Source organism: Desulfothermobacter acidiphilus (assembly GCF_052073645.1).
GTDB classification, from domain to species: Bacteria; Bacillota; Desulfotomaculia; order Desulfotomaculales; family Ammonificaceae; genus Desulfothermobacter; species Desulfothermobacter acidiphilus.
The window spans coordinates 1,262,575-1,279,698 of sequence record NZ_CM125440.1; the positions used below are offsets into that span (position 1 = coordinate 1,262,575).

Sequence of the window (17,124 nt, forward strand, 5' to 3'; positions counted from 1 at the left end):
AGGTTCGCCCAACCTTATCGACCCCTCACCGGAACTGCTATCGCTCTTTAGTCTTCCTCAGGTCCGGAGAAATGACTCTTGGAAAAGCAAAACCCTGCCCTCTCCCTGAGCAGGGATTAACGCCGGCTGCCGCTGTCGGAAAGACGCTGTCCGAAAAAATAGACAATAGCTGTGGATACGTTCAACCCACTACTCACTCACCCCAGCCACCACTGACGCGGTTGGGATTCCTGCGCTGGGAGGTCATTTCGCCAGCCAGCGACGGAGCAAAAACCGCAGAAAACCAGGAATCTTAATAAAGACCACTTTCATGCCACCGCCTCCTCCCCCCTCTAATTTATTCCGCTCTTCCCCTTTTGTTACTTCTTCCGCATTAAAATAAGGGGGTTTACCCCTTTCGGTCCTTCCGTCATCGAGGAAGGTGTCGCGAAGGAGGTAAAAAGGGACTGCCCCGCTTAAATTTGAGGGCAGCCCCTGGTAGCGATCCCGTCTCTCCGCTAACCCAGCTTGCGGTAACAAAACCACCAGTCGTAGCAAGTGTACATCTTCATGCGTTCTTTGGCTGTCTGCTCGTCGGTGGGCGGCGGGATGATCACTGCGTCTCCTATGAGTTCGTTGTGGGGCCAATTAGCCGGCATCGCCACCATGTTAGCATCGGCTACCTGCAGGGCCTTAACGATCCGCACAATCTCGTCCATGTTGCGCCCCAGCTCCTGAGGATAGTATAGAATCACCCTGATTACGCCCTTATCGTCCACTACGAAGACGGCCCGAACCGTGTTCGAGCCCTTGCTGGGGTGGATCATTCCCAGCTGACGGGCCACCGAACCATCATCGGCGATGATGGGGAAAGGAATTTCTACCCCCAGGGTGTCCTTGATCCATTGGGTCCACTTGATGTGGGCGAACACCTGATCCACCGAGAGCCCGATGAGCTCGCAGTTTAACTGTTTAAACTCCGGATATTTTTTGGCGAAAGAAACGAACTCGGTTGTGCAGACAGGGGTAAAATCGGCCGGATGGCTGAAGAGAATAAACCAACTACCCGCGTAGTCCTGGGGTAGATGCCGCTTCCCAAAACTGGTTTGCACTATGAGTTCAGGAAATCGATCACCTATAAGAGGGAACTTTTCTTCCATCTCCTAACCTCCTCCAATGGACTATTTTAAATTGACTACAGATAGTCTATCCTAGATTTACCTTATAGTCAAGAAAAATCTATCCGCGATAGGAGAGGGCAAGAACAGGTTCCCGAATCAAAGGCGATCAACCTCCTCCGGTGGCCGCCAGTAACCAAGCGCGTAACCGCTGTAGCCCCTCGATCAAATCCTCCTCCCCCAGAGCGTAAGAAAAGCGCAGGTACCGGTCATCACCGAAAGCTGCCCCTGCTACCACCGCCACCCGAGCTTCATCCAGCAGCGCCAAAGCCAGATCGGCAGCAGTAGTCACTTGCCGCCCCCCTAATCGCCCTCCCAGGAGCTGGCTCACATCGGGAAAGACGTAAAAAGCTCCCGCTGGCCGGGAGCAGCGCACGCCGGGCAAGGAATTCAATCCCTGCCAAATAAGATCGCGCCGCCGCTGAAAGGAGCAGCGCATCTCCTCCACCGGCTCCTGGGGGCCCGTTAGGGCCGCCAGCGCGGCCATCTGAGCTACAGCGGTCGGGTTGGAGGTGCTGTGACTTTGCAAATTGACCATGGCCTTCACCACTTCCCGGTTAGCCGCCGCGTATCCTATGCGCCAGCCGGTCATGGCGTAAGCCTTGGAAACCCCGTTTACCACAACGGTGCGCTCCTTGATCTCCGGAGCCAAAGAAGCAATACTAACATGCTCTTCCCCATCGTAAATTAATTTTTCATAGATTTCGTCCGAAATTATCCACAAATCGGCCGCCAGCGCCACCTCAGCCAGTCGCTCCAGTTCCTGGCGCCGATACACAGCTCCGGTAGGATTACCCGGAGAGTTAAGAATCAGCACGCGGGTACGCGGAGTAATAGCGGCCTGGAGGTTTTCAGAACTCAACTTAAAGCCGTCGCTCTCCAAGGCGGGAACCAGAACAGGTTTCCCCCCGGCCAGCTTTACCTGTTCCGGGTAAGAAGTCCAGTAGGGAACAGGGATGATAGCCTCATCGCCGGGATTTAAAAGCACCTGCAGCGCGTTATAAAGCGAGTGCTTGGCACCGCAGGAAACTACGATTTCTTCCGGGGTATAGCTTAGGCCGTTGTCCCGATACAGTTTCTCGCTTATGGCCTGGCGTAACAACCACAAACCGGCCACTGGGGTGTATTTGGTGTACCCCTCATCTATAGCTCGCCTAGCCGCCTCCTTGATGTGTTCCGGAGTGTCGAAGTCTGGTTCCCCCGCTCCGAAATTAATCACCTTCTCCCCCCGTTGCTGGAGCTCTTTGGCCCGCGCATCCACCGCCAGAGTGGGAGAAGGGCTCAATTGCTGAGCCCGCGCCGCCAGTTTAAACATGAGCGAAGCTCACCTTCCCCAGCACCCGCCGTATTCGCTGCAGGGCTTCTTTCAATCGGGCGGTGGGCAGGGTCAGAGAGACTCGGAAGAAGCCTTCCCCGTTGCGACCATAACCGGTGCCAGGCGTTACCACCACTCCCGCTTCCTCCACCAGATGAGTAGCGAAAGCCGCGCTGGAGAAGCCGTCCGGCACCGGAAGCCATAGGTAGAAGGTGGCCTTTGGAGGCTCAACCCTCCACCCCATCTCCCGAAAAGCGGCTACCGCCAGATCGCGCCGCTCCCGGTACAGGGCCACCATCTGCTCCACGCACTCCTGCGGTCCTTCCAGCGCCTTCACGCCAGCGTGCTGCACCACTTGAAAGGCGCCGGAATCTATGTTGGACTTGAACCTACCCAGCAGCTCCACCGCTTCCCGGCAACCCGCCGCCCACCCTAAACGCCAGCCGGTCATATTGTAGGGCTTGGAGAGGGAACCGAATTCAATGCCCACCTCTTTGGCTCCCGGCGTGGCCAGGAAACTCGGAGGGCGATACCCGTCAAAAGCCACTTCTACGTAAGCGGCGTCGTGGCAAACCAGCAGATCGAAGTCCCGCGCAAAGGCTACCACTTCGGCGAAGAAGTCAGACGAAGCCACCGCCGCCGTGGGGTTATTGGGGTAGTTAATAAAGAGTACCTTAGCCTGCCGGGCTACTTCCGTAGGAATGTCCTCCAAGCTAGGGAGAAAGCCTTTTTCCGGCCGGAGGGGGAAATAATAGGGAACACCCCCCGCCAAGATAGCGCCCCCAGCGTAAACCGGGTAGCCAGGGTCGGGTACCAAAGCCAGGTCGCCAGGGTTGAGATAGCACCAGGAAATAAAGGCTATACCCTCTTTAGAACCTATTAGGGTAACCACTTCCTGCTCGGGATCGAGTTCCAGGCCGAATCGCCGAGCGTAGTAACGAGCCACCGCTTGCCGGAAGGCCAGCATCCCCCTAGAAGTAGGGTAGCGGTGGTTTTCCGGCACCTCTATCTGTTTCCGCGCCTCTTCCCGAATATGCTCGGGTGTGGGCTGATCCGGATCTCCTATTCCTAAGCTGATGATATCAACCCCCGCTGCCCGTTTTTCCGCGATTAGTTGTTCTATGCGGGCGAAAAGATAGGGGGGCAAGTTCTCCACGCGTTGAGCTGCCGCCGGCACAGCCATCTCTCCCCTTTCTCTGTAGATCTAAAATTTAGGCTTCGCCCAGCCACTCGCCCTTGAATACGGTGGCAGCCGGACCGGTCATATAGACGTGCCCGTCCTTTTCATCCCAACGAATGTGCAGATCCCCTCCAGAGAGATGGACAATAACTTTGCGGGTGACGAAGCCGTTGAGCATGGCTGCCACCGCGGCCGCGCAGGCTCCCGAACCGCAGGCCAAGGTCTCGCCCACCCCTCGCTCCCACACCCGCACCTTAATTTCGCTGGTATTTACCACCTCGACGAATTCCGCATTGGTGCGGCGGGGAAATGCCGGGTGAAACTCTAGCTGGGGCCCCAACTGCTCCACCGGGGCCTCTTCCACCGAAGGGACGAAAAGCACGCAGTGGGGATTACCAAAAGATAAGGCCGTGATCCGAAAAACCAGGCCGTCCTCGAAGACCAGAGGCTCGTTTATCACCTGGCCCGGAGGACCCTGCATGGGTATGGCCTGGCGCTCTAAAATTGGCTCTCCCATATCCACCGTGCAACTTTGCACCTTGCCCTCTTCCACGACTAACTCCACACTCTTAACCCCCGCGCCGGTGGCTATACGCATTTGCTGGTAAGGGAAAAGACGAGTCTCGTAAGCCAGTTTGGCCACGCAGCGAATGGCATTACCGCACATTTCCGCCTCCGAGCCATCAGCGTTGAAAATACGCATAGCCAGATCGGCCGTGTCGGAAGGGAGAACGAAAACCAAACCGTCGGCTCCCACCCCGAAATGAAGGCGGCAAACCCGGCGAGCCAGCTCCTCCGGCTGGGGTGGCAAGTGGCGGGTCATGACTACCACGAAGTCGTTACCCAAGCCGTGCATCTTAAAAAAGTGCAACACCTTCACCCCCCTGGGCTAGGGCCAGGCTAGCCCCCACTTCCAGAGCTCGCTCATTGACCGCTATCAAGTGCTGGCGGTGCGAGGGCAGAACCACCCGCAGCGCTTCTTTGACCCTTTCTAGCGGCATCACCTGGGTCAGAGCTATAAAGGCCCCCACCAGTACATTTACGGCCACGCGGGCGTTGCCAAGGGCTTCCGCCTGCGCCGTGGCTTCCAGCCCCAGAATCCGGCGACCGGGGAGCTCTTTATCCCACCGGATCAGGGAAGCATTGTAGAGGATCAAGCCGCCTGGCTTCACCTTGGAAACAAATTTTTCTAGCGAAGGCTGGTTCATAGCGATCAACGTAGTGGGTTCGGTGACCAGGGGGCAGCTTATCGGCTGATCAGAAAGGGTGACGCCGCAGTTAGCCGTGCCGCCCCGCATCTCCGGTCCGTAAGAAGGAATCCAAGCTACGTAAAGCCCGTGGGCCATCCCCGCCTGAGCCAATAGCATCCCGGCCGAAAGGATGCCCTGGCCTCCGAAGCCGGCCAGCAAGATCTCCTCAAGCATTGGTCTTCTCCTCCTGAGGCACTTTAAATTCGCCCAAGGGATAATAGGGGATCATTCGCTCCTCCACCCATTTAAGCGCTTCCACCGGACTCAGGCCCCAGTTGGTAGGGCAAGTCGATAGCACCTCCACCAAAGCAAAGCCTAGCCCCGCCAGCTGAACCTCGAAGGCCCGACGAATGGCCTTTTTGGCCTGCAGCACGTGCTTGGGAGAATTGACCGCCACCCGGGCAACGTAAGCAGCTCCTTCTATGGTAGCTAGAAGTTCGGCCACCCGCAAAGGATACCCAGCCTCCTCAGCCCGCCGCCCCAGGGGGGTGGTGGTGGTCTTTTGTCCCAACAGGGTGGTGGGCGCCATCTGACCCCCGGTCATCCCGTAAACGGCGTTATTGACGAAAATGGTGGTAATTTTTTCACCCCGGGCAGCGGCGTGGACGATTTCCGCCGTGCCGATGGCAGCTAGATCGCCGTCCCCCTGATAAGTGAATACCGTCCGATCGGGCAGGACGCGTTTGACGCCAGTAGCTACCGCGGGAGCTCTTCCATGCGCCGCTTCGATCATATCGCAGTTAAAATACTCGTAAGCGAAAACGGCGCAGCCTACGGGACAAACCCCCACCGTCTGCTCCAGCACCCCGAGCTCTACCAGCGCTTCAGCCGTTAAGCGGTGGATAATGCCGTGCGTACAACCGGGACAATAGTGAAAAGGCTTGGAAGTAAGTCCGCGGGTGCGCCCAAACAGCATCTTCATAGCCCCTTGACCACCTCTTTAGCGAATTCTACCACCTCGGCCACCGTGGGGACCATACCCCCCGTGCGCCCGTAGAAATAAACAGGGCAACGCCCCTCCACCGCCAGACGCACATCTTCGACCATCTGCCCCAGGCTCATCTCCAGCGCCAAAAAAGCTCGCGCCCGAGAAAGGGCTTCCCGGAAGGGAGCTTCAGGAAAAGGGAAGAGGGTAACAGGGCGAATTAAACCGGCGGATTGACCCTCTGCGCGTAGGCGCTCCACCACCGCCCGTGCCACCCGAGCCATAGTGCCAAAGGCCACCAGCACTAGCTCCGCCCCGTCCAAAGCGTAAGTTTCCCAGCGCTTCTCCTCCGCTTCCATGCGCTGATACTTAGCCTTTAGACGCAAGTTCACCCTTTCCAGCTCCTCTGGCTCGATATAAAGCGAGTTAATGACGTTGCGCTGCTCCCTCCCTAAGGTCCCGGTAGTGGCCCAGGGTTTGGGTGGAAGCTCAGCAGCGCCGGAGTAAGGAGATAACTCTACCGGCTCCATCATCTGGCCCAAGATGCCGTCGCCTAGCACCATCACCGGGTTGCGATACTTATCGGCCAGCTCAAAAGCCAAGGCCATGAGATCGAGGATCTCCTGCACAGAGGAGGGGGCCAGGCAAAGCAGGCGGTAATCTCCATGCCCTCCCCCTTTTACTGCCTGAAAGTAATCGGACTGAGCCGGAGCAATGTTGCCCAGCCCCGGCCCTCCCCGCATAACGTTCACCACCACGCAAGGGAGCTCTGCCCCGGCCAGGTAAGATATCCCTTCTTGCATGAGGCTAATGCCTGGGCTGGAGGAAGAAGTCATAACGCGAGCTCCGGCGGACGCCGCCCCGTACACCATGTTGATAGCCGCCACCTCGCTCTCCGCCTGTAGATAAACCCCACCTACTTCCGGCATCCTCCGAGCCAGGTAATGGGGGAGCTCGCTCTGAGGAGTGATAGGGTAACCAAAAAAGTAACGACACCCAGCCCTTATAGCTCCTTCGCCTAATGCCTCGTTACCCTTCATGAGCACGCGCGCCATCTTCTACCTCCTCCCGCCACACCGTAATCACCAGGTCGGGACACATCAGGGCGCAGAAACAGCAGCCAGTGCACCGAGAAGGATCGGTAATCATGGCTGGGTGAAAGCCCAGCGCGTTGAGGTCGGGGGAAAGGGTCAGGATCTTGCGCGGGCAGGCAGCCACGCAAAGTTCGCATCCTTTACATCTCTCGCGATCGAACTGCACTTGTGGCATCCTCTCACTCCTTAGGGATTAGCAGAATCTACCAGGGAAGAAAAGAAAACAGCCGGAGGGGCAGGACGGGAAAGGAAAAGCGCACCTCCGCCGCCAGATCTTCCCGCACCGCCGAGAAAAGCACTGGCACCCCTAGCGTTCTTCCCGCCTCCTCCACCGTCTGCCATCCTTGCTCCACCACTTCCGGTGTGGTTTCTTCGACTAGATGGGTGTTATTAATCAGGCCGCTCAGGCGCAAGCGCCCCGCTACCGCTATCTCCCGAGCCGCTCTCACTATGTCCCCCGGCGTAGCGGAAAAAGGGCGGCAAGCGTTGACCACCAGCAACACTCCGGCATCCGGAGGCCAGCAAGACGCGTAAGCCCCTAGCACCGTGGCCCCCACCCCGTTACCCCCCACATCCACCACCACTCGCTCCTTACCCAACAGCAACCGGTTTATGGTGGCCGGCAAGGCTGGCAAATCGCTGAAATCCAGTGCTGGAGGAGGAGCCACCAACTCCACCCCCATAGAATGCATTAAACCACGCAAGCGCCGGGAACGGAATAGAGGATTAATTACATCTAGATCCACCAGGTAGACCTTTCCCTCCTCCTTCGCCGCCAGGCGCCAGGAAACGTTGAGAGCCAGAGTAGTTTTTCCGCTCCCCAACGCGCCGCAAAAAGCGCTCACGCGGGGCCAGGAGGCCAGCACCTCAGGTAAAGCATTCGCCATCTCTTCGCTCCTTCCTCCCATTAATGATCGCGCCGCCCCCAGCGATCCAGCCAGTCAAGCCAGCGACTGCGAGCTATGAGTTCTGTAAGCGAGTACCGCTCGGCGAGCAGGTGCAGAAAGAGCAAACCCAATATCAGCCCCAGCTTGGCCTGAAGCGCTAAGGTCCAGGCAGTCGAAAGCCCCAGCACCGCTCCCAGGGTATTGGAACCCGCGTCGCCCATCATGGCTCGCGCTCGCAAATCCCAAGGAAGAAAGAGCAATAAGGCTCCCGCCACCACCCAGAGCAGAGCGAGTTCCCCCCGTCCCCAGGCGGCAACGGAGACTAAGACCCAAGCCAGTAAAAAGAATTTGGCCGCCCGCCCCGGCCGCAAATCGAAGAGATTCAAAGCATTGGCCCATAAAGCTACCAGCAGAGCGTCAACCAGAGCTCCCTTTAGCGAACTCGAAAGAAGGTAAAAAAGCAAAAAAGCGGCCAAGGGTATGATCAGAGCTTTAAACATCCCCGTGGTAAGCCGCCCGCGGCAGAGTTCGCGGAAATGCCCTAGCAGTCCCGAAACTTCCCGGCTGCCCAGCAAATCGTCTAGTAGCCCTACCAGGGTGGTGATAGCCGTCAGAGCAAGGAAAGCTAAGAGCTGGTAAGGAGGTAGGCGACCTGGAAAGAGAAGCTGCAAAAGCAAAAGCGCGGGAAAGGCGGCAAAGAAGAAAACCACGCCACCGCCCACCGGAATAAGACGCCCTCTGTAGTTAGGACGCAGGGCCCGCCCCTGCTGCAGCATCCCTAGCAAGAGCCTGGTGGACAATAGAGCTCCTAACGCTCCCAGGATCAGGCCGAGCAGCGCCAGCTTCAAACTTTGCGAACCTCCCACCGCAATCTTCCCAGGGTAAAAAGCACGTCTTTAAACTGCCGCCCCCGGTGCCAGAAATCGGAGAGCCGGCGGCCGGTCAGACGGTGCCGCAGGGACACCGGCACCTCCTCCACCCGCAAACCCTGACGCAGCGCCTTCACGGTAAGAGCCACTTCCACCCCAAAGCCAGGAGCAAAAGGTAAAAGACGCAGCAGCACCTCTCTGCGGATGGCTCGCTGGCCGGACAAAGGCGCCTGCACCTCTCGACCGGTGAGCCAACGGACTCCGTAGCGGGCCAGCGCTTTTACCAACCCCCACCCCCCTTTATGCCTAGTGGCGGGAAAGACCGCCACCGTCATGTCCGCTCTCCCCTGCAGCACTGGCAGCAAGAGTTCCCCGGCTTGCCGGGCACTATCCTCCAAATCGGCGTCCAATAAGAGAAGCACCTCGCCCGCAGCCACGGCCAGCCCGGCTGCCAGGGCCGCGCCCTTGCCCCGATTCCGCTCCAAGCGCACCACCCGCGCCCCTGCGCCAGCAGCCTGCCGCGCCGTGCCGTCCCGAGAGCCGTCGTCCACCACGATAACTTCCCCCACCTCGGGAAGGACCTTAACCGCCCTTACGGTAGCAGCAATGCGCTTCTCCTCGTTATAAGCCGGAATGATAACCGAAACCTTCGGCACTCGCTAACGCCCCCCCACCGGATAAGCCGGCAGGATATCCCGATTGCTTCCCTTCGACCCGTATTGACCCGGCTGCCCGGCCAACGCAAGTATTAAGGCGATCTGGCCCTCGGGACGATCGACGTTATCCACCGTGCTGATCTTTTGTCCTTGATAGGCCCTGGTGCTGCTGCCGCTCTCCGAGCTCTCCTCCACTCCCACCACCGTGAGCCTATCCTTCACCAAGGCATTTATTAGAGGGAGGTCCACCCGCATGAGCCGCTGCTCGTTATTGCCCCCACCCACCACCACCACCGCTTGAACGGCGGTCTTGTAATTACCTTCCACCCGAACCAGCCCGTGACTGGCCAGCAGCTCAATAAAATCCGGGGTCTGGCCAGTAGCCAAAGAGGTGCCTAATTCCTGGCTAAGCCGGGAAAGCACTTCGCCCTGGTTATCGGTAGGCCAGCCCAAAGCTTGAGCCACCGACAAATCAGCCGACGGGCTGGTGTAATCGTCCAGCAAGGAAATAACCGGTTCCACCACCGCACCAGCCGTTTTCAAGGCGCCGATCATACCCACCGGAGCTTTGCCGGCCACCTCTACCACCGCCACCTGGCGTCCTTTTAGTTTCCCCGCCACCACATAAGGTAAGACTTCCTGGGCAAACTTGCGCAGGTTGCGATTTTCACTCTCGGTAGCCTCGCAAAGTTTTTGCACCCGCATATTCTCCTGCCGCAATTCCTCCAGTTGCTTCTCCAGGCGGGTGGCCATTTGTTCCTGCTGCCGCAGCAGAGCGTCATTGCCGATCAGGCTGGTGCCAATGAGAATGCCCAAGCCCAACATCAGAAATAAAGCCACCAGCGTGGCAATATGATAGCGTAGATCGATAATCATTTTCCCTGCCCTCTACTTAAAAACCAAATAATAATCGCATCTGTAGCCAAGCCAGGCGCACCAGCTGCCGCAAGGGGGGAGAAATCAATACCACCGCCGTCAGCGGTAACAGCGCCGCTGCCAGCAATTGTACCAGGTACCTGCCCTTGAATCGCCCCTGGTACAACTGAGAAACTCCCTTAGCATCTACCAGGATGGACCCCACCTTCAAGCGAACCAAAAAAGTGCTTCCCATCCCTTTGCGCCCTTTCTCTAAAAAATCAAGCACATTGGAATGAGTCCCCAAGGCCACGATCAAACTTGCACCCTTCTCATAAGCCAGGAGCATAGCCAGGTCTTCGCTGGTGCCCGGCATGGGAACGAGCACTGGCCGCAGCCCCAACGATTTGACGCGAGCCAGCCCCGGGGCTTCTCCGCTGGGATAAGCGTGCACCACCAGATCGCGAGCTCGGTGCAGGGCCGCGTCGCTCACGCTGTCCATATCCCCCACCACAATGTCGGGAGTATAACCGAACTCTAGCAAAGCGTCTGCTCCGCCGTCCACTCCTATTAGCACCGGTCGCACTTCCCGAATATAGGTGCGGATGGCCCGTAAATCCTCTTTGTAATTGTATCCCCGCACCACGATGAGCACCTGGCGCCGTTCTATCCTGGTGCTCAATTCTGGGAAGGACGGCGACCTGGTAATGAGCTCGACCTCCTTTTTGGCGTAGGACAACGTGTTATCCACAAAGCGCAGCAGCACCTCGCTTAAACGCAGCTGGGCCTGCCGCATCCCTTCCTCCACCTGTTCCAGGTCGAGCATCCTTCCCCGCGCTACCAGGCGGTTGCAGTGGTAAACTTCCCCTCCCCTAACTTCTATCTCATCCCCCTCGGGCAAAGAGAGTATTCCTGGCCCCAGGTTGTCAATTACCGGGATACCTGCCTTAAGCAGCATTAACGGCCCCTCGTTCGGATATTCCTCCGAAAGAGAGACCGCCGCGTTCAAAACCAAGCGACAGCGCGCGTCTATCAATCCTTGGGCAGCCAGCTTATCTATTCCATAATGATCTATCACTGCTATATCGCCCGGTTCCAATCTCTGAATCAAGCGTTTGGTTCGCCGATCCACCTTAACTTTGGCGCGTACCTGCATAGAGCGGGAAGCCTCCTACGGACTTCTTCCCCCAGTATAATATCCCCCGCCGCAAAGTCAACCCAACCCCCGCTAGCTCACTTTAACGTCCAAGCGCAAGCGGTCAGCTACCATGGCGATAAATTCTGAATTGGTCGGCTTCCCTTTATTGCGGTTGATAGTATAGCCGAAAAAGCGGTTAAAGGTATCTACACTACCCCGATCCCAGGCCAGTTCTATGGCGTGCCTTATAGCCCGTTCCACCCGGCTGGGAGTAGTGTTGTACTTGGTCGCGATAGCCGGATACAGCTCCTTGGTTATTCCTCCCAGGAGACCGACGTCTTCTATCACCATAATAATGGCATCGCGGAGGTAATGGTACCCCTTCACGTGCGCTGGCACCCCCAACTCATGGATAACATTGGTAACCGCCACATCTATGCTGCGAGAAGAGGAGGCCCGCGTGGCTGCTACCGGAGGCTGGTGTCCGGCCCGCAACTGCCGGATACGGCTGGCCAGCACCGGGAAGCTGAAGGGTTTGACCACATAATAGCTGGCTCCGAGTTCGGTGGCCTTCTGAGCCACCGAGTCCTGGCCCAAAGCAGTGAGGATAACGAAGCGGGGTTGATAGGAATCGGTCCCTTGAGAAAACTTCTCCAAAACACCAATGCCATCCAGATAAGGCATGATGAGATCGAGCACCACCACGTCCGGACGGTACTTTTCGATCAGTTCCAGCGCTTCCTGACCGTTATAAGCCACCCCCACCAATTCAAAGTCAGACTGCTCACTAAAAAAGTCCTTCAAAGCATTAATAAGCTCTCGATTATCGTCTACTAATAAAATACGAGTACGGCCTTCCATGTGCACCTTACGCCTCCTTACTTTAGTCCTAAGGTTCGTTTAAAGCTCCTTTCCAGATGATTCGACGCGGGGAAATTTTATCCTTCCACCCGCTAAGGAAATTTTCCCACCTGAAAGAAGTGGGAACCGGGAGCAATTCGCACTCCTTAAGCATCCGCTCCGCCAGCACAGCGTACCCGCACTCAGGCCGGCTCACCAACACGTGGGTAACCGCCCCCACCAACCTCCCGTCCTGGATCAGGGGACTGCCGCTCATGCCCTGGACTATACCACCCGTTACCCGGAGCAAACGCTCGTCGACTACGCGGATCATGATGTCCTTGCCCTGGTGGCTCCCCAGGCGGTTAACACGAACGATCTCGGTTTGAAAACACTCTAAGCGCCCATCCTCAATCACCGTAAGGAGCTCGGCCCGCCCAGGATGAACCTGACTGGACGAAGCCACCGGGATAGGGTTAGGGTAAAAAGGATGCGAAGGAAGCTTTTCCAGGTACCCAAACACCCCATAGATAGTGTTGCGTTTGATATTGCCCCGGAAGCCAGCCGCCGGAGCCAGCACCCCAATCTTTTCACCGGGCTGCCCTTTTTCTCCGCGCCTGACTTCCCGGACGTGAGCCTCCACTACTCGCCCCTCGGCCAGATCCGCCGGCCGCGTCCCCCACCTCTCGGTAATTGGATGCCCCAGAGCTCCGTATTTACGGGTGCAAGGATCGTAAAACGTGAGTGTACCTACCCCGGCAGTGGCTTCCTGCACCAGCAACCCCACCCGGTGCGAGCGGGTGCGTTGACAAAAGGAGGGCCGCACCTCCACTTTCAGCCTACGCCCGTTTCGCTTAAGCTGAAAGGAAAGGGCGCGTCCCTCTTTCCCCGCCCTCTCCACCGCTTGCTTTAAAGCCTCCGCCCCCGTCACTGGCTGCCCGTCCACCGCTAGAATGAGATCTCCGCGGCGTATCCCCGCCGCGGACGCCGGGTTAGAGTAATGCTGCCCCTCTAGCACGTCGGCAAACCCGGCCACCAACAGCCCCTGAGCATAAAGGAGCACGCCCACCGACTGTCCTCCTGGGAAGACCTGGCAGGTGGGGTGTACCTCCAAAACCAGTGTGCGTAAAGGCAGAAACCCCTGCAACCGCAGTTGGACTTTCGCATGCCCAGGAGAGCCGGCCTGCAGATCCAGCGATCCTTCCCTCCATAAAACCTGGGTGCCATGCAGCTGCAGGCGTACCTGCGAGCGGAGGAACGAGGGAAGCGATGGGGAAAGATCCAGGTGCTCTCCCACCAGCAAATCTTGCTTAACCGGCCACAAAGCGGCGGAAAGATAAGCACCAGCCAACAGCAAGAGCCAGAAGCCACCTATGAAAATGGCTTTCTTGGGCCTGGGCATTTCCATCCTCCTCTATTGCCAGGACACTGGATTAGATCTAGCCTTCATATAGCATTCCCGCCGAGCTCTTATTAGCCCTCCGGGTTTTCTTCCCCTTTCAGGAACCAAAGCCCTCTCGGGCAATCCCGGTAAAACAAAAAGGGGGGCCAAGCCCCCAATGAAAATAACAATCCTTTATTTACCTGGTCAGTGCGTGGTAGGCGACATCCTCCGGTTAATCTCCTCGATCTCGCTGGCCAGCGCTGAAAGCGGCTTCCCTTTAGCCATGCCTTCCTGCACCTTCCGTATGCGCTGGTAGGTGTCAGCGTCGGTAGTAACCATCACCCGCGCTAGGCGTGGCTCGGCCTGTTTCAAACGGGTGGCTACCTCCCTTTTAATCTCATCCAGCTGTCCCCGCCCCAGCTCCGACTTCACATCCAGACCCACATAAGCTGTGTTGCCCGCTATGACCACCGTAGCCTTGTTGACCCCTGCTACCCGCGTAGCCTCACCCGCCAGGTTAGTGGCGATCTGACTCAACTCGCGCGGGTCGGTAGGTAGACTCCGGGCCTCCGGCTGAGAGGGGGCAGGAGCAGCTGGTGGCGAAGGACTGCGCCTCCCTGGACAACCGCTTGTCCCTAACATAGCACCGAGCAAGAGTAACACCCAAAGTCCTGCCAAGAATCTTCGTACCCACAAAGCTCGATTCCCACCCTTCTTTCTGGTTTCACCCCCTAGTATTTTCTGGCCGGCACAAATCCATTCCAGAACCAGGCGATTCACTTAGCAGAGCTAGGCTGCTTAACCAGAGCCGAAACATACACCAGCTCTATTCCCATACGCTCGAACTCAGGCAGCATTTCCTTTATGGCTTGCACGGTATTGGGACCCGTCACTCCCACATGACCGATGGCAATGGCGCTTCCCTGTTTCAAAGCTATCCGCGCCAGCTTATACAGCTGCTTTTTGATATGCGCTGCATCGTTGACTGCGTCCAGGAACAAACCGTCCTCGGCGTAAGGTACCCCCAACTCCTCGGCTATCTGGGGAATCACCGATTTATTAGTGGTTTTGCTGTCCAGAAAGAAGAGTTGGTGGCTCTGGACCACCCGGAGCACGGCCCTCATCACCCGAGGATCGGCCGTAGCCCGCGAACCGGTGTGGTTATTGATGCCTACCGCCCCCGGCACGCTGGCTATAGCCTTTTCCACCCGCCGCTCGATCTCCTTATCACTCAGATGCACGTAAATCGCTCCCGGTCCCAGCCAGGAAGGGCTGCCCTTGACCGGCTCCATGGGTAAATGCACCAACACCTCGAAGCCAGCTTTAACCGCTTCCCTCGCAGTGGGAGCGGAAAGGGGATAGTTAGGCAACACCGCAAACGTCAGGGGGCAGCGTAAAGTCATAAACTCCCGCGTGCCTTGCTTCTCGCTCGGGCCGGCGAAATCGTCGATAACTATGGCCACCCGCGGACGCGGGTGAGCTAAATTCCCCGCAGCCGGATGAGAACCGTAACGGTCAAAATAACGCTTGATTCCCGCGCTTAAAGCCTCCGCCAAGCGCTGCTGGTACTCGGGATCCAGCAGGCGGGCAGCCTCATTGGTGTTGCTGAGATAACCCATCTCTACCACCACGGCGGGCATTCGGGTATGTTGCAGCACATAAAGAGAACTGGGGTGACAAGCAGTTTCCCCTCCGAGCGTTGCCAGTTCCCGCCGCAAACATTCGGCCAAGCGCCGCCCCTCTTCCGAAGTGCGGGCGTAAAAGCACTCTTTACCCGCGCGGTTAGGATCGGAAAAACTGTTGACGTGCAAGCTGAGGAAGAGATCCGCTCCCTCCCGGTTGGCTAACTGCACCCGTTGGTTCAAGCTTATATAGGGCAGTTCCCACTTTTCCCCCGCCCGTTCCGGACGGTCCGGATCATTATGGGTCAGAAGGACCCTGGCCCCCATCGCCTGCAGCCGTGATTGCAACCTTCGAGCCACCGCCATATTGATGTGTTTCTCGTAAATGCCCATACCCATATTCACGGCTCCGGGATCGCACCCTCCGTGTCCAGGATCCAAAACCACCGTTTTACCAACCAGCTCGGCGCTGGCGGCTTCTCCAAGCTTTGGGATGCCGACCAGGAAGCAGAAAGAAACCATACCCAGCAACAACCAGCGTAGCAAAGCCCCGACCCCCCGCAGGATTTTCTCTTATTATGCGTAGGAGCCGGGGCAAACTTTTAGCAGTGCTCAGATTAACTGATAATACCAGGAGAGGAGGAAGGAGATTCCGGCGTAGCCGCCAACGTTTCCGGCAAAGAGAAGAAGGCCACGATCAACACAATTTCCGCAATCAGCATCAAGATAAATCCCAAACCCAAGACCACGGTGAGTAACGAGCCCCAGAAATAAAGGTTAGCCCCTGTGGTAAAAAGGTTAATACGCAATCCTGCCCCGGTGCTGCGGAAAGATTTGGCATAAAAATAGCCGTGAGCCACCACCATTGCGTAGGCCACGATCGCTGCCACTATCAGAGCCGCTGATAAACCTTTCCCCATCGCTTCCGGACTTCCAGTGACGAAGGGGAGAACCGCCGTAGCTCCGGAGATTAAGACCACCACACCGCCCACTATCCCGATCACCAAAGCGATAATGAAATTGGTCAAGATGGAACCGTCCTTAACGGTTTTGCCCACCTGATTGAGCGCCAAGGCCACCATAATCCAACCGACCAAAGGCAGCAACCAGCCCAGATAGGGGATGAAACCAAGGAAAGTCAGGATCAAACCTATGCCACCTAGATATTTAGCCGATTTAAGATTATCCATGGCTTAAGCATCACTCCTTTGATTAATTACTGAAGTTCTTCGCGCAACCTTTGCAAAGCATTTTTCTCCAGGCGCGACACCTGTGCCTGCGAGAGCCGCAGCCTTCGGGCCACTTCTTCCTGCGTTAATCCAGCGAAAAAACGCCACCAAATTACCTCTCTCTCCCGCGACGGCAGGCGAGCCAGCGACTCTTGTAGCGACAGTCGCTCCAGCCATTTTTCCTCCCGATCCCCGGCGATGCAGTCCTCCAAGCGCCAAGAATCTTCATCCCCGCCCGCCAGCGTCTCCTGTAGGAACACCGGTACCGCTCCCGATTCTAGAGCCATTATCACCTCCTCCACCTTCAGCCCCAAGACTTGCGCTATCTCAAGCACCGAAGGCTCACGCCCCATAGCTTCTCTGAACTCGTAACGCGCTTTCCACACCCTCCGGGCCTGTTCCTTGAGCGTGCGCGAAACTTTTATAAGACCGTCGTCACGAAGAAACCGGCGGATCTCTCCCACGATGGTAGCTACCGCATAGGTGGAAAAACAAGTCCCCCGTTGCAAATCGAAGCGGTTAATGGCCTTGATTAATCCTATGCATCCTATTTGGAAAAGGTCCTCTTCTTCCTGGGACCGCCCAGCAAATCTCTTGACCACCTTCCCCACCAGTCCCAGATTAGCCTTCACCAACTGCTCTTGAGCCTGAGCATCGCCTCGTTGCGCCCTGAGGAGGAGAGCTCGGGTGGTCTCCTGATCCAGTAAAACCCTCCCCGCCAAC

At 57.4% G+C, this 17,124-nt stretch carries 19 protein-coding genes; all 19 read right to left on the minus strand.

All coding sequences use genetic code 11. The annotated features are described in order from the left end of the window. Positions 1-497: 497 nt before the first annotated feature. Positions 498-1,139, minus strand: coding sequence for a peroxiredoxin (locus tag ACTLLP_RS06515; RefSeq protein ID WP_441058147.1), 642 nt, complete (start codon positions 1,137-1,139; stop codon positions 498-500). A 127-nt stretch (positions 1,140-1,266) separates the two neighbouring features. After that, positions 1,267-2,472, minus strand: coding sequence for a pyridoxal phosphate-dependent aminotransferase (locus tag ACTLLP_RS06520; protein ID WP_441058149.1), 1,206 nt, complete (start codon positions 2,470-2,472; stop codon positions 1,267-1,269). After that, complete coding sequence (locus ACTLLP_RS06525; protein ID WP_441058151.1) at positions 2,465-3,649, minus strand: LL-diaminopimelate aminotransferase; 1,185 nt, start codon at positions 3,647-3,649, stop codon at positions 2,465-2,467. The genes ACTLLP_RS06520 and ACTLLP_RS06525 overlap by 8 nt, the downstream gene beginning before the upstream one ends. Before the next feature lie 34 nt (positions 3,650-3,683). After that, positions 3,684-4,523 carry a diaminopimelate epimerase gene (dapF, locus tag ACTLLP_RS06530; RefSeq protein WP_441058153.1) on the minus strand — a complete coding sequence of 280 codons (840 nt, stop codon included), beginning with the start codon at positions 4,521-4,523 and terminating at the stop codon, positions 3,684-3,686. Further along, a complete protein-coding gene (locus ACTLLP_RS06535; protein ID WP_441058155.1) occupies positions 4,510-5,076 on the minus strand; it encodes a 2-oxoacid:ferredoxin oxidoreductase subunit gamma family protein in 567 nt (188 codons plus the stop codon). Before ACTLLP_RS06535 ends, dapF begins: the two co-directional genes overlap by 14 nt. Further along, positions 5,069-5,824 carry a thiamine pyrophosphate-dependent enzyme gene (locus ACTLLP_RS06540; RefSeq protein ID WP_441058157.1) on the minus strand — a complete coding sequence of 252 codons (756 nt, stop codon included), beginning with the start codon at positions 5,822-5,824 and terminating at the stop codon, positions 5,069-5,071. Before ACTLLP_RS06540 ends, ACTLLP_RS06535 begins: the two co-directional genes overlap by 8 nt. Continuing rightward, complete coding sequence (locus ACTLLP_RS06545) at positions 5,821-6,882, minus strand: 3-methyl-2-oxobutanoate dehydrogenase subunit VorB (protein WP_441058159.1); 1,062 nt, start codon at positions 6,880-6,882, stop codon at positions 5,821-5,823. The genes ACTLLP_RS06540 and ACTLLP_RS06545 overlap by 4 nt, the downstream gene beginning before the upstream one ends. Next, on the minus strand, positions 6,857-7,096 hold the full coding sequence (locus ACTLLP_RS06550) for a 4Fe-4S dicluster domain-containing protein (RefSeq protein WP_441058160.1): 240 nt from the start codon (positions 7,094-7,096) through the stop codon (positions 6,857-6,859). Before ACTLLP_RS06550 ends, ACTLLP_RS06545 begins: the two co-directional genes overlap by 26 nt. Before the next feature lie 28 nt (positions 7,097-7,124). Beyond that, complete coding sequence (locus tag ACTLLP_RS06555) at positions 7,125-7,829, minus strand: P-loop NTPase family protein (protein ID WP_441058162.1); 705 nt, start codon at positions 7,827-7,829, stop codon at positions 7,125-7,127. Further along, positions 7,829-8,656 (minus strand): UDP-N-acetylmuramyl pentapeptide phosphotransferase, encoded by an 828-nt coding sequence (locus tag ACTLLP_RS06560; RefSeq protein ID WP_441058164.1) that lies wholly within the window; start codon positions 8,654-8,656, stop codon positions 7,829-7,831. Before ACTLLP_RS06560 ends, ACTLLP_RS06555 begins: the two co-directional genes overlap by 1 nt. Next, on the minus strand, positions 8,653-9,333 hold the full coding sequence (locus ACTLLP_RS06565) for a glycosyltransferase family 2 protein (RefSeq protein ID WP_441058166.1): 681 nt from the start codon (positions 9,331-9,333) through the stop codon (positions 8,653-8,655). Before ACTLLP_RS06565 ends, ACTLLP_RS06560 begins: the two co-directional genes overlap by 4 nt. 3 nt (positions 9,334-9,336) lie before the next feature. Next, on the minus strand, positions 9,337-10,209 hold the full coding sequence (locus ACTLLP_RS06570; RefSeq protein ID WP_441058168.1) for a copper transporter: 873 nt from the start codon (positions 10,207-10,209) through the stop codon (positions 9,337-9,339). Positions 10,210-10,225: 16 nt separating this feature from the next. After that, entirely contained in the window at positions 10,226-11,344 is a 1,119-nt protein-coding gene (steA, locus tag ACTLLP_RS06575; protein ID WP_441058170.1) for a putative cytokinetic ring protein SteA, read from the minus strand. Positions 11,345-11,416: 72 nt separating this feature from the next. Next, complete coding sequence (gene spo0A, locus ACTLLP_RS06580) at positions 11,417-12,187, minus strand: sporulation transcription factor Spo0A (protein ID WP_441058172.1); 771 nt, start codon at positions 12,185-12,187, stop codon at positions 11,417-11,419. A gap of 28 nt (positions 12,188-12,215) precedes the next feature. Continuing rightward, entirely contained in the window at positions 12,216-13,568 is a 1,353-nt protein-coding gene (gene spoIVB / locus ACTLLP_RS06585; RefSeq protein WP_441058174.1) for a SpoIVB peptidase, read from the minus strand. A 186-nt stretch (positions 13,569-13,754) separates the two neighbouring features. Continuing rightward, positions 13,755-14,213: a YhcN/YlaJ family sporulation lipoprotein gene (locus tag ACTLLP_RS06590; protein ID WP_441058176.1), complete on the minus strand. Its 459-nt coding sequence runs from the start codon at positions 14,211-14,213 to the stop codon at positions 13,755-13,757. Positions 14,214-14,326: 113 nt separating this feature from the next. Then, a complete protein-coding gene (locus ACTLLP_RS06595; RefSeq protein WP_441058178.1) occupies positions 14,327-15,718 on the minus strand; it encodes a divergent polysaccharide deacetylase family protein in 1,392 nt (463 codons plus the stop codon). Between the two features lie 71 nt (positions 15,719-15,789). Continuing rightward, entirely contained in the window at positions 15,790-16,362 is a 573-nt protein-coding gene (locus tag ACTLLP_RS06600) for a DUF996 domain-containing protein (protein ID WP_441058180.1), read from the minus strand. Positions 16,363-16,388: 26 nt separating this feature from the next. Then, positions 16,389-17,123 carry a SigB/SigF/SigG family RNA polymerase sigma factor gene (locus tag ACTLLP_RS06605; protein ID WP_441058182.1) on the minus strand — a complete coding sequence of 245 codons (735 nt, stop codon included), beginning with the start codon at positions 17,121-17,123 and terminating at the stop codon, positions 16,389-16,391. Between the last annotated feature and the right edge of the window lies 1 nt (position 17,124).

Excerpts from the sequence above, each read along its gene's own strand:
- ACTLLP_RS06515 (WP_441058147.1), bottom strand. The coding sequence starts at position 1,139 with ATGGAAGAAAAGTTCCCTCTTATAGGTGATCGATTTCCTGAACTCATA.
- ACTLLP_RS06520 (WP_441058149.1), bottom strand. The coding sequence starts at position 2,472 with ATGTTTAAACTGGCGGCGCGGGCTCAGCAATTGAGCCCTTCTCCCACT.
- ACTLLP_RS06535 (WP_441058155.1), bottom strand. The coding sequence starts at position 5,076 with ATGCTTGAGGAGATCTTGCTGGCCGGCTTCGGAGGCCAGGGCATCCTT.
- ACTLLP_RS06540 (WP_441058157.1), bottom strand. The coding sequence starts at position 5,824 with ATGAAGATGCTGTTTGGGCGCACCCGCGGACTTACTTCCAAGCCTTTT.
- ACTLLP_RS06545 (WP_441058159.1), bottom strand. The coding sequence starts at position 6,882 with ATGGCGCGCGTGCTCATGAAGGGTAACGAGGCATTAGGCGAAGGAGCT.
- ACTLLP_RS06550 (WP_441058160.1), bottom strand. The coding sequence starts at position 7,096 with ATGCCACAAGTGCAGTTCGATCGCGAGAGATGTAAAGGATGCGAACTT.
- ACTLLP_RS06555 (WP_441058162.1), bottom strand. The coding sequence starts at position 7,829 with ATGGGAGGAAGGAGCGAAGAGATGGCGAATGCTTTACCTGAGGTGCTG.
- ACTLLP_RS06570 (WP_441058168.1), bottom strand. The coding sequence starts at position 10,209 with ATGATTATCGATCTACGCTATCATATTGCCACGCTGGTGGCTTTATTT.
- steA (WP_441058170.1), bottom strand. The coding sequence starts at position 11,344 with ATGCAGGTACGCGCCAAAGTTAAGGTGGATCGGCGAACCAAACGCTTG.
- spo0A (WP_441058172.1), bottom strand. The coding sequence starts at position 12,187 with ATGGAAGGCCGTACTCGTATTTTATTAGTAGACGATAATCGAGAGCTT.
- spoIVB (WP_441058174.1), bottom strand. The coding sequence starts at position 13,568 with ATGCCCAGGCCCAAGAAAGCCATTTTCATAGGTGGCTTCTGGCTCTTG.
- ACTLLP_RS06600 (WP_441058180.1), bottom strand. The coding sequence starts at position 16,362 with ATGGATAATCTTAAATCGGCTAAATATCTAGGTGGCATAGGTTTGATC.